This is a genomic window from Salinibacter sp. 10B (assembly GCF_002954405.1).
Lineage (GTDB): Bacteria > Bacteroidota > Rhodothermia > Rhodothermales > Salinibacteraceae > Salinibacter.
In genome coordinates, this window is record NZ_MQWC01000004.1 from 1,138,301 (window position 1) to 1,149,499 (window position 11,199).

Annotated in this window: 9 protein-coding genes; 2 read left to right on the forward strand and 7 right to left on the reverse strand. The window is 62.2% G+C overall.

The window, feature by feature from the left end; genetic code table 11:
• Positions 1 to 1,353 (forward strand): Gfo/Idh/MocA family oxidoreductase (locus BSZ35_RS05005; RefSeq protein WP_219846589.1); only part of this gene is annotated, 1,353 nt, incomplete at its 5' end.
• Positions 1,354 to 1,475: 122 nt separating this feature from the next.
• Here the strand turns inward: BSZ35_RS05005 and BSZ35_RS05010 are convergent.
• The 4 genes from BSZ35_RS05010 to BSZ35_RS05025 all read right to left on the reverse strand — a co-directional run bounded on the left by BSZ35_RS05010 (position 1,476) and on the right by BSZ35_RS05025 (position 6,106).
• Entirely contained in the window at positions 1,476 to 2,717 is a 1,242-nt protein-coding gene (locus BSZ35_RS05010; protein WP_105011418.1) for a hypothetical protein, read from the reverse strand.
• A gap of 654 nt (positions 2,718 to 3,371) precedes the next feature.
• Entirely contained in the window at positions 3,372 to 4,298 is a 927-nt protein-coding gene (gene fmt, locus BSZ35_RS05015) for a methionyl-tRNA formyltransferase (RefSeq protein WP_105011419.1), read from the reverse strand.
• Between the two features lie 80 nt (positions 4,299 to 4,378).
• Complete coding sequence (ftsY, locus tag BSZ35_RS05020; protein ID WP_105011420.1) at positions 4,379 to 5,350, reverse strand: signal recognition particle-docking protein FtsY; 972 nt, start codon at positions 5,348 to 5,350, stop codon at positions 4,379 to 4,381.
• A gap of 54 nt (positions 5,351 to 5,404) precedes the next feature.
• A complete protein-coding gene (locus BSZ35_RS05025) occupies positions 5,405 to 6,106 on the reverse strand; it encodes a CDP-alcohol phosphatidyltransferase family protein (protein ID WP_105011421.1) in 702 nt (233 codons plus the stop codon).
• 273 nt (positions 6,107 to 6,379) lie between these two features.
• Between BSZ35_RS05025 and BSZ35_RS05030 the strand changes: the two genes are divergently transcribed.
• Complete coding sequence (locus tag BSZ35_RS05030) at positions 6,380 to 7,495, forward strand: glycosyltransferase (RefSeq protein WP_105011422.1); 1,116 nt, start codon at positions 6,380 to 6,382, stop codon at positions 7,493 to 7,495.
• Here the strand turns inward: BSZ35_RS05030 and nadA are convergent, their stop codons facing one another.
• Genes nadA through BSZ35_RS05045 form a run of 3 tightly spaced genes read right to left on the reverse strand, consistent with a single transcriptional unit; the run spans position 7,496 to position 11,133 of the window.
• Positions 7,496 to 8,590 carry a quinolinate synthase NadA gene (gene nadA, locus BSZ35_RS05035; protein WP_105011423.1) on the reverse strand — a complete coding sequence of 365 codons (1,095 nt, stop codon included), beginning with the start codon at positions 8,588 to 8,590 and terminating at the stop codon, positions 7,496 to 7,498.
• A 53-nt stretch (positions 8,591 to 8,643) separates the two neighbouring features.
• On the reverse strand, positions 8,644 to 9,573 hold the full coding sequence (gene nadC / locus BSZ35_RS05040; RefSeq protein ID WP_105011424.1) for a carboxylating nicotinate-nucleotide diphosphorylase: 930 nt from the start codon (positions 9,571 to 9,573) through the stop codon (positions 8,644 to 8,646).
• A gap of 45 nt (positions 9,574 to 9,618) precedes the next feature.
• Positions 9,619 to 11,133 carry an FAD-dependent oxidoreductase gene (locus BSZ35_RS05045; protein WP_105013729.1) on the reverse strand — a complete coding sequence of 505 codons (1,515 nt, stop codon included), beginning with the start codon at positions 11,131 to 11,133 and terminating at the stop codon, positions 9,619 to 9,621.
• Positions 11,134 to 11,199 lie beyond the last annotated feature (66 nt).

Consider the following 11,199-nt stretch of genomic DNA (forward strand, 5'->3'; position numbering starts at 1 on the left):
GCCGCCGTCTCTGCCGCCGCCGGCCTCGCGCCCTCCGCCTTTGCATCGGACGTGCAGCGCTTACCCGTGTCGGAGCCTCCGACGGTCCCTCCGAACGATCGCATTCAATTCGCGACCATCGGAACCGGCATCATTGGCTTTGTTAACACGCGCACGGCCCACAATCTCCCTGGTGCCGAGTTCGTAGCGGCAGCCGACTGCTATGATTCCCGGCTCACACGCGTCAATGAGGTGTTCGGCGACGACATCTTCACGACCCGAGACTACCGAGACGTCCTTACCCGATCGGACGTGGACGCGGTCGTGATTTGCACGCCCGACCACTGGCATGCCGAGATCGCTCAAGCCGCCATGGAGGCCGGCAAGGCGGTGTACTGCGAAAAGCCAATGGCGCACACCCTTGACGAAGGCGCCGCGATGGTGGAAACTCAACAAGACACCGGACAACTCCTCCAGGTGGGCAGCCAGTTTGCGAGCTCCATCGTGGTCAATAAGGTCCGCCAGCTCGTCTCTTCCGGAGCCATCGGCGACCTCAACATGGTCGAGGCTCGCTACAACCGAAACTCGGCACTCGGAGCCTGGAAATACTCCATCCCGCCAAATGTCTCCCGGGAAAACATTGCCTGGGACCGGTTTTTGGGCGACGCCCCCGCCCGCGACTTCGACCCGACCCGCTTCTTCCGCTGGCGCAACTACTGGGATTACGGTACCGGGCTTGCGGGAGACCTCTTCGTCCATCTGCTGACGATTACGCATCACGTCACGAACTCCGTTGGACCAACGAGCATCTCTTCCACCGGCGGCCTTCGCTTCTGGACCGACGGGCGCGAGGTGCCGGATGTCCAAACGGCGCTATTCGAGTATCCGGAGACGGACGCTCACCCGGAGTTTACCCTCTCGCTTCAATCCAACCTAGCGGACGGAAGCGGCGGAGGCACCCTGCTCCGATTCGTGGGCAGCGACGGCGCCATTACCCTGGAGGGCAATACAGTCAAGTTGTCCCAAACGCGACGTTCCACCCCTTCGGTCGAGCAACTCGTAGAGGGCTACAACTCGGTCCGCACCTTCTCGGAAGCGGTACAGGAAGAATTCCGGACAAGCTACTCGCCGGACGAGGAGGACTTGGCCGCCGACGACATGTCCACGGAGAGTGAGTTCGAGGCCCCGGACGGTTACAGCTCCCGCCGCGACCACATCATGAACTTCTTTGCCGCAATGCGCTCGGGCGACACCGTCGTGGAGGACGCCGTGTTTGGCCATCGGGCAGCTGCCCCGGCACTCCTCTGCAACCGGAGCTACCGCAACGGTCAGCGCTACGAGTGGGACCCGGAGGCGATGGAGGTGGCATCCTGACGGTTTAGCGCACTTTCCTCCTGCGGATCTGAGAAGCCTCCCCGGTCTTCAACGACGCGCCTCCTTCGGGCCCGAACAGGACCGGACCCCGAGCGCAACCGGCTCCCTCCTGCGCCCTCCGTTCACGGTGCCAAAATGTGAGGGGCGTGCCCGTGTGCATCCGCAACCTCATGTGAGAGCTGCCGAAGCTCTCGCTCAAATGCATTGGGACGTCCTGCAACAATCACAGCCCCCGAGCGCCCCGTCATGCAGGCCCCGTAGAGTCCATCGTGCGTGCGACTCTCGGCCTCAGCCACAATCCGATCCGCAGCGGTGCTAGTGCCCTCCCACTCGTCTCGCTGTGATGCATGCGACATGAGGAGAAGCGCCCCAATCATCTGCCAGTCCGACCGCCGCATGGCGGCCACGTGCTTCTGTACCCGGCGGTTTTCCGTAACGAGGTGCCGAACCACCGGACACAACGCCTCGGGGAGGACTGCGATGGCATCGTCGAGGTCTCGGTGTTCAAGCTCACGGAACGAGGTCAACCCCGAAAAGCCGTTCTCTCGGAGGCGGCGGAGCGCGTCGCGGGCCTGTGCCTGCCGTTGTCGATGAAACTCGACCGGCCGCGGCTCCGGCGCCCCAGGATCCAGCACTGCCCACCGGAGCGCCGTCCGGGCCTCGGTCTCCACCGGTAGATGCTCACGTGTCGCCGTGTCGACCAGCGTGAATGCCGGCTCGGGCCCGGCAAAGGTTGCGAGCAAATAGCCGGTGCTGTACGGACAATCGAGGGCCGTCCCAATCTCTCCCGCCAGCAGCGGTACCAAATCATCCCGAAGACTCTGCACGGAGTTGAGATCGATGGCCGTCGAGACGTCGAGGGCCCGCACGACTCGCATCACCGCTACGGCCAGCGCAGCCAGGTAGCCATCCCGGCAAATGCCCGGCACTGTGCTCACCACAGCGACCTCCACCTGATGATCTGCCAGCAACTCCTGTAAAATGCGACGCATAGCCACGAGCCACGAGGGCGGGGCCTCGGCCTCGTCCGTCCACGTCTCCTCGTGTCCCGCAAAGGTGATTTGCGTTGTCTCTGCGTACCGGGCAGCCACGGCCACTCCCTGCCGCAACGGCAGAAATAGACCAAAGCCATCGGAATAGTGCGTCTGGTCCGCCTGCACGCCAACCGTTCCACAGGCAAAGGACGTCGACACCGGCGCGGTCGCCGTGCCCATTCGCTCCTTCAATAGGTCGCGCGCCCGGCGCTGGAGCCCATCTGCCCCCGGCGCTTCGTACTCCTCAAACTGCTCGGGCGTACCGACGAAGGCATCATCGGCATAAAACGGAGGCACAAACGCCGCGGACGGCGACGAATCAGGCGACATTGGTAATGGCTGTTGCGTCGATACAGAACGCGCTTAAAGTCGGCGGGGGGAGTCGCTCAAAGAGTCGTACTCGGTGGAAAACCATGTGCTCGAACGTCAACGACGCAGCCTACCCACCGGACAGTTTGCTCATAGCACCGAACAATTCCCCTTCAACCGTCACTCCAGACCTTGATCTAGGCCATCTTGTAGGATTACGAAATTAACCGCAGTACGATGCTGCGTTCTTCGCATGTCTCTGTTCCCTCTCGTGAGGAATTTCCAGGGGGCTTCCTCCGATAGGTCCGGTCGGCATTTTATTTCATGAGTCGCTAGGCTCGTCTGGAAGCATCTTTCTTTCCCTGGAGTCTCCCAAGAGACTGCATCCGACGTTTAATCTCATAAAGTCACAAGATGGCCAGAGGCTATCTGACGTACGGGTGGATGGGCTTAGGAAATCACAGATTCCCAAAATCAAGTTTGGACATCTAGATGTCCAGGAGCGACGAAGGAAAATCCGGAAATCGTTAGTGTATTTTGGGGAGTTTTGCCTGAAAATGGAGACTTCGCAGGAAAGGTCGATGACATCGCCAGACATTTTTCGGGTGCTCAGAGCCGCGGAGTGTAAAAGCGTCCGCTCGTTAGCAACGAAGCGATAGCCCCCTCTTCCATCGCCTATGCGTGCCCCAAGCGCTCTCCTTCTGAAAGAGCGTACCCGTTCAGGAAGTCCTCAGCGTCCAGTCGCTGCTTGCCCGGCTGCTGAATGGTCACAACCTCAACGGCCTCCTGCCCACAGGCCACCACCAGTCGCCCGTCGGTCGAAAGGATTTCCCCGGGCGCCCCATTGCCCTCAGCTCGCCGTGTCCGGTAGAGCTTGAGTCGGGTATCTCCATGCATCGTCCAGGCTCCAGGATACGGAGAAAGGCCCCGCACGTGATTGTGCACCGCCTCCCCCGGCTCGCCCCATGGAACCTCGCAGTCTTCGTCATGGATCTTGGGCGCCGGAGTGGCCTGGCTGTCATCTTGTGGGCGCGGATCTACGGTGCCTGCTTCTATCTGTTCGACCGTCTCGACCACCGCCTCGCCCCCGAGCACTTTCATTCGATCGTGCACCGATCCCGCCGTCTCGTTGGGGCCAATCGTCATGGACTTCTGCAGAATGATATCGCCCGTATCCACCGACGGCTCCAAGAAGAAGGTCGTCACACCGGTCTCGGTCTCCCCCTGCATGATGGCGTGATTGATGGGGGCCGCCCCTCGATACTTCGGCAGCAAGGACCCATGAAGATTGAAAGCGCCCTCCGACGCGGCCGTAAAGACCGAGGGCGGCAGAATTTTGTAGGCGACCACCGCAATCACGTCCGGTTCCAACGCTGCTACCGCCTCGGCAAACGCATCATCGGTCACGTCCTCCGGCTGAAGGATGCGTTCAATGCCCGCCTCTTGCGCCGCAGCCTTCACGGGGGTCGGCGTGACTTCCTGCCCTCGCCCTCGCGGGCGGTCCGGACCCGTGGCAACGGCAACGGGGTCGTACCCAGCGTCGATGAGTTGCGTGAGCGAGGGCACGGCAAACTCCGGCGTGCCCATAAAAACAATTCTCATCTGCGATTTTCGAATTTCGATTTCAAATTGCGAATTCGAACGCCCCGGCACGGTGTATGGAAATCGCCATTAGTGCGGACTCAGGCAACTCCCTTGAACAGCCCTTCCACAAATCCCTTGCGGTCGAACACCTGCAGGTCTTCGATTCCCTCCCCGACCCCAATGTACTTCACTGGCACCTGAAACTGGTGCGACACGCCGATGACAACTCCCCCTTTGGCCGTACCGTCGAGTTTGGTGAGGGCAAGGCCCGTGACATCTACACTTTCCGTAAACTCTTCGGCCTGCCGGAGAGCATTCTGCCCAGTGGAGGCATCGAGCACGAGAAGGACCTCGTGCGGCGCGCTCTCCGTCCGTTTCTGCATAACCCGCTTCATCTTCGCAAGCTCGTCCATCAATCCGCCCTTCGTGTGCAGGCGCCCGGCAGTATCGATCAGAACAACGTCCGTATCACGGGCCTGCGCCGCCTCAATGGTGTCGTAGGCCACGGCCGCCGGATCGGATCCGTGCTGCTGCTTGATGATCGGCACCTCCGCTCGGTCGGCCCAAATCTCCAGCTGTTCGATGGCCGCCGCCCGAAACGTGTCCGCCGCGCCCACCATCACGCTCTTCCCCGCCTGCTTGTACTTGTGCGCCATCTTGCCGATGGTCGTGGTCTTGCCAACTCCATTGACCCCCACTACCATGATGACGTGCGGCTTGTTTGGAAGCCGAGCGTCAAAGTCCGCCGGGCGCTCGTCCTCATCCTCCAGCATGAGCTTCGCGATTTCGTCGCGGATGAGGAGGTTGAGTTCCTCCGTCGACACGTACTGGTCCTCTGCCACGCGGGCCTCGACGTGGTCGATAATATCGAGCGTGGTGTCCACGCCCACGTCGCTGGTCACAAGGATCTCCTCCAACTCATCGAGCAGTTCCGCGTCTACCGAGTCTTTTCCCCGCACCATGCGGTCAATTTTGCCGAAGAAGCTCGTCCGGGTCTTTTCCAGCCCTTCTTCGAGCTTCTCCTGCTCTTCGTCGTCGTTCTGGTTGATGAAGCGGTCGAGAATGCCCATAGAGGTCGAAGTACAGGTCCTAAACAGAGTGACAAACGAAGGAGGCGGCAAGAATCAGCCGAGAAGCAACGGGCGGCTCTTTCCGGACGCCGATACGGTAGAGGACGCCTCCGAAGAGCTTGTGGTTGGCGCGTCCGACGCGGTGTCGGACGCGTGTTCCTGTTGCGGAGGTGGCGCCCGACGAATGGCGTTGAGGTAGCGCACAACATAGACGCCAAAGGAAAAGACAAAGAGTCCGGCCGACATCCAGAGGCAAACGTTAAAAACAGGAAGATCAGCTTTCAAAATGACGCTCACGACGGTGAGGGCCAGCCAAAGGCTCGCGGCTTTCCCCGCCCAGGCGCTCATGAGCACTTTGCCGGACCGATTTGCAATCCATGCTCCTCCGGCGAGAATGAGCAAATCACGCCCGACGATGACCCCAAAAAACCAGAGCGGGAGCTCAGGCGCCCCCTGCACCTCGGGCCTGAAGGTGAGCACTGACACTGTGAGCACGGCCGCCACCTTGTCGGCCACGGGATCGATCACCTTGCCCCACTCAGAGACGGTGCGCGTCCACCGGGCCACCCGCCCGTCGAACCAGTCGGTCATGATGGCAATGACGGTAAGCCCCAGCAACCAGTCCAGCGGGCCATCTTGCCACAGCAAAACGGCAATCGGAAACACCAGGATGAGCCGCGACAGACTAAGCGTGTTCGCGATCGTCCAGAACCGTCCGAGGTCCGGCCAAAGTGTCGAGGAAGAAGACGTGGACATACCGATTCGGGCGCAAATGACAGGTTCCCAGGAGACCAGAGGACCGTGCTCCAACGGGCAGCAATCGGGACGTTGCCAATCGGCAAAGGGCTGTGGTGGGGCAGATCCCGGATGTATCCAAGGTAGTAGAGAATTCGGTCCACCTCCACTATCCTGTGCGATGACGACAGAAATCCATGCGGATTTTGTTCGTCGTTATGCCCTGTAAGGGAGATTATAAGCTCCCCTGGTCCGCTCCGTTTTTCTCCATTCGCACGTCGACTTCCCGTCAGAATGCTTCTTCTGTTCGGCGGTGCCCTCGCCGTTCTCCTTCTGTACGCCCTTCTTCTGAGCTGGGGATGGCGCCGTGCTCGTCGAGAGACGCCCGCGCTGGACGCCAACGATCTTCCTGCACTGTCGGTCGTAGTCGCCGCCCGCAACGAGGCGGACGTCCTCCCCTCCCTTTTCGAGGCTCTGGACGAGCAGTCGCATCCCTCCTACGAAGTCGTCATCGTCAATGACGCCTCAACCGACGACACTTCTGCCCTCGCGGCGGACTGGGCGGCCAACCGCTCGTGGGCCCAGGTGGTCCACGTCGAGGACCCGTCGCCTCCCCGCAAGAAGCACGCCCTCACACAGGGCATAGCCGCTGCCCAGCACGACCTCTTGGCCTTCACTGATGCCGACTGTACGCCGCCCCCGAACTGGCTTTCGGACCTGGCGGCAGCCCACGCCGCCACAGACGACGATTGTGTGCTCGTGGGATACAGTCCTCTTCGGGGCACCGGCCTCCTCGGGTACTTTGCGCGCTATGAAACGCTGCTCCATGCCCTCTACATGGTCGCTGCAATCGGATGGCATCGACCGTACATGGCAGTGGGCCGCAACCTCAGCTACCCACGCTCCGTCTTCGAAGCAGTGGATGGGTTTTCCCATGCTGGCGGAGGCCAAGCCTCAATGAGTGGCGACGACGACCTCTTCGTGCAGGCGGTACACCGACAAGACTGTGCTCCTGTCCGTGCTCTTCTCGCCCCCAGCACGTTCGTGCCCACCTCCGCCCCGCCCTCCTGGCAAAGCTGGTGGCGGGCGCGGCGTCGGCACGTCTCGGCCGGTCGACACTACTCGTGGACGGTGGGCCTCCACCTCACGCTGCTCCACACCAGCCTCGTCCTGCTCTGGATCGCCCCTCTGATGCTCGGGACGCTCGGGGTTGGCCTTCTCGCGACGAGCCTCCTCGCCCGCCACGCCCCGCTGGGACTTGCCGCGGAGACGCTCGACGAAAACGATCTGCTGCCCCTCTTTCCACTGTGGGAGTTCGGGTATGCGTTGTACCATGCGACGGTGGTGCCGTTGGGGCTTTTTTCCCCCCCGGACCACTGGGATGAACCGGAACGCCCCACCCAGGACTGACTACCCGATCTCCAGCATCCGTTCCACCGCCTCCAGCGCACGAACGCGGACCGCTTCCTCCACTTCAATCTGGTACTGATTGTTCGCGAGATTGCGTCGCGTATCCTGAAGCGTGATCTCGTTCATGTGGGGACACCGCTGCCAGCACATCCGAAGCATGTCCTTCTCTGGATTGGCCCCCATGATGTTTTCGCCCATCGAACACTCGGTGAGCAACAGATAGCTCTCCGCGTTGGTGTTTTCGACGTAGTCGATCATCGACGAGGTGCTGCCCGAATGATCGGCCTCCTCCACAACCTCCGGACTGCACTCCGGATGGGCGAGCACCACCGTGTCGGGGTGTTCCTCCCGCGCCTGCTTAATGTCGTCGACCTGAAACATCTCGTGAACAACGCAGCGCCCATCCCATCCAATCAGGTCGGCATCCAGGTCCTCAGCAGGGGCCCCATCTCCCCCCGTCGGAGCTCCATCTCCTCCTCGCCCCTTCCGCTCGCGCTTCTGCGGAAAAAGGATGTCCTTCCCGGTCTCATTGGCCACGTTCTGAGCCAGAAACTCGTCCGGAATAAAGATGACGGTCTCCGAGTCCAGCGACTCGACCACCGCGGCGGCGTTGCTGGAGGTACAGCACACGTCGCTTTCGGCTTTTACGTCGGCGTAGGTATTCACGTACGTCACGATGGGCACGCCGGGATAGCGCTTGCGGAGCTGTCGCACATCCTCTGCCGTGATGCTTTCCGCAAGAGAGCACCCGGCCTCCTCTGCCGGCAAAAGCACCGTCTTGTCCGGATTCACGATCTTCGCCGTCTCGGCCATGAAGCGCACGCCGCAGAACACAATCGTATCCGCATCGGCCTGCGCGGCCCGTCGGCTCAACTCCAACGATGATCCTGTGTAGTCCGGAATCGTGTGGAAGAGGGCCGGCTCCATGTAGTTGTGGCCAAGGATGACCGCGTTGCGCTCCTTCTTGAGCTGGTTGATCTCGGCGGCAAGCTCGGCCTTCCGACGCAAATCGACCTCATGGGCGTCATCGAGGCGTTCCTCCAGCACGTCGTAGAGTGCGTCGGGGGACGTCAGAGTAGCGGCGTCGTTCTTCATAGCGGGTTGGGACTGATCAGCTGCAGGTCGTTGAAGCGCACGGGCCCGTGTGTTCAGCCCGTTCGAATGCTTAGATCCAGCGTGGCAGCGGAGTGGGTGAGGGCCCCGACGGAGATGCGATCGACCCCGGTCTCGGCAACGGTCGCGACGGTGTCGAGGGTCACATTGCCCGATGCCTCCAGAAGGACGCGTCCGTCGGTTCGGGCAACGGCCTCGCGGAGCGTGGGGGGATCCATGTTGTCAAGCAGAATCACGTCGGGCGCTTCCGTCAGCGCCTCTTCCAGCTCATTGAGGCTTTTTACTTCCACCTCCACCGGATACTGCTCACCGTACTCATCACGGACGCGACGCAGGGCGTCTGTGATCCCACCGGCGCCGTCGATGTGGTTGTCTTTCACCAAGATCATGTCAAAAAGACCAAGCCGGTGATTTTGCCCTCCGCCTTGTCGGACGGCGTACTTGTTGGGACGTCGGGCACCGGGCAGCGTCTTGCGGGTGTCGAGAATCGCAGCATCGGTATGCGCCACTGCGTCCACGTACCGACGGGTGAGTGTCGCGATACCGGACAGGCGTCCTACGAGGTTGAGGGCCGGGCGCTCGGCCGTCAGCAGTGCCTGCCCTGGGCCGGACACCGTAGCCACTGTTTCCCCAGGCTCGACCCGTGCGCCATCGTCCGTGTGCGCTTCCAGCGACAGGCGTGCATTTACAAGAGCGAACAGGGCGCGTGCGAGGGGCAGCCCGGCCATCACGCCCTCTTCTTTTGCCACCAATCGTCCCTCCAGTTGCGCGTTTTCGGCGAGGGTTGCGGCACTGGTGACGTCCTTTTTCGAGGGATCGTATGCTCCGGGGGTCCATTTTCCTGCCGGATCCACATCCTCAGCAATGCTGAGTTGGAGCAGGGAAAGCACTGTGCGATGGCGGAGGGCATCCGGCAACACCTCTCTCGCCCGTTCGAATGCTGGGGATTGCGTCTGCGTCTCCATGGCTGTCACGTTAGCAGAGAAAAAGAATGCGCTCCGTCCCCCGCCTCACGCGTCCGCATCCGTGGCCGCCGGCACCTCAGCTGGGACATCGGACCGGTAGTGACACCCGATGGACCGGTCATTGGCCCGGGCTGCCTCGGCAATACGAAGGCCCACCGTGCAGGCAGAGCGCACCTCCGACGCGGCACGGGACACAGGCGGCGTGACGGCAGCGTCGAGATCAGCCGCCACCTCCTGCAGTGTGGCCGCCGCCGTTTCAAGCCCCCCCGCCGTCCGGCGCAGGCTTACGTGGGTATCCATTACGTCCCGAATTCGCCGGACCGCGGACTGGAGCACTTCAGGCGATGGTCCTGGTCCTGTTTCAACCATAGTGGAAGAATCGGGGGACGAAACCGAACCATTGGCGGCAGCCTCCCCTGCCCGAAGACCCCAGACGAGCCCCTCCAAGAGCGAGGTCGACGCCAGTCGGTTGGCCCCATGTACCCCGGTTCGTGCACACTCCCCGACCGCGAAGAGCCGATCGAGGGTCGTGCGGCCCCACGTGTCGACGTCAATTCCCCCGCAGAGAAAATGCTCAGCGGGCACGACGGGAATGCCCGTGCTCGGATCTACCCCATTGTCTTCACAGAGGGACATGAGATCGGGAAACGTGGACGCAAAGTCGAGCGGAGACACGTCGAGCACGACCTGCCCCGTCTCCTCATGCTCCTGCTCGACGGCCCGGGCCACCACGTCTCGTGGGGCCAGTTCAGCATCTTCATGGTACGCCGGCATAAAGCGCTCGCCGTTTGCATTTCGCAACAGCGCGCCCTCCCCTCGCACCGCCTCGCTCACGAGGAACGGGTCCCCGCTTTCCACACAGACGGTCGGGTGAAACTGCACGTACTCCAGATCGTCGACCGCTGCCCCCGCCCGAATCGCCATTGCGACCCCATCGCCTGTGGCTCCTCGTGGATTCGTCGACTGGCCGTAGAGGGCCCCAATGCCCCCGGTTGCGACAATCGTGGTGCCCGCTGTCCAGGGTCCCGCCGTGCCGTCCGATTCAAGCAGTGCCCCCGTCACCGATTCGCCCTCTCGCAGGAGCTCCAGCGCCGCCGTGTCGTCGCGGATCTCCACTCGCTCGTGATCGGCGAGATAATTCAGAAACGGGATGTGGATGTGCTTGCCGGTGGAGGCGTCAACGTGGAGAATGCGATCCGCCGAGTGAGCCGCCTCTCGTCCATAGTCGAACGCAGCGCCGTTGCCCCCGGTGTCAAAGCCAATGTCGAGCGTGTCGATCAGGACGTCGCGCACCGCCGCGTCGGCGTGCTGCACGAGCACCTCTACGGCGTCGGGATCGCTCGTTTCGCTCGACGCCGCGATGATGTCCCGCTGAAACTGCTCAGGCTCTTTGCGGGACACAGCAATCCCGCCCTGCGCCCACCACGTGGAGGCCCCTTCGGGCCGGGTGGCCTTCGTCGCGATGGTGACCGAAGCGCCCTTGCGTGCGGCCCCCAGCGCGGCGGAGAGGCCGGCGATGCCGGAGCCGAGAACGAGTACGTCGGTAATGGATCGGGACATGTGTCGCATCGGTCGCTGCCGAGCGGAGTAGAGTGAGTGGTTCAATGCCGTGACGAGGCCCATGTT

What these genes read in the sequence shown, in the direction of transcription:
- BSZ35_RS05010 (WP_105011418.1), bottom strand. Translation starts at nt 2,717, where the DNA reads ATGTCGCCTGATTCGTCGCCGTCCGCGGCGTTTGTGCCTCCGTTTTAT.
- fmt (WP_105011419.1), bottom strand. Translation starts at nt 4,298, where the DNA reads ATGAGAATTGTTTTTATGGGCACGCCGGAGTTTGCCGTGCCCTCGCTC.
- ftsY (WP_105011420.1), bottom strand. Translation starts at nt 5,350, where the DNA reads ATGGGCATTCTCGACCGCTTCATCAACCAGAACGACGACGAAGAGCAG.
- BSZ35_RS05025 (WP_105011421.1), bottom strand. Translation starts at nt 6,106, where the DNA reads ATGTCCACGTCTTCTTCCTCGACACTTTGGCCGGACCTCGGACGGTTC.
- BSZ35_RS05030 (WP_105011422.1), top strand. Translation starts at nt 6,380, where the DNA reads ATGCTTCTTCTGTTCGGCGGTGCCCTCGCCGTTCTCCTTCTGTACGCC.
- nadA (WP_105011423.1), bottom strand. Translation starts at nt 8,590, where the DNA reads ATGAAGAACGACGCCGCTACTCTGACGTCCCCCGACGCACTCTACGAC.
- nadC (WP_105011424.1), bottom strand. Translation starts at nt 9,573, where the DNA reads ATGGAGACGCAGACGCAATCCCCAGCATTCGAACGGGCGAGAGAGGTG.
- BSZ35_RS05045 (WP_105013729.1), bottom strand. Translation starts at nt 11,133, where the DNA reads ATGTCCCGATCCATTACCGACGTACTCGTTCTCGGCTCCGGCATCGCC.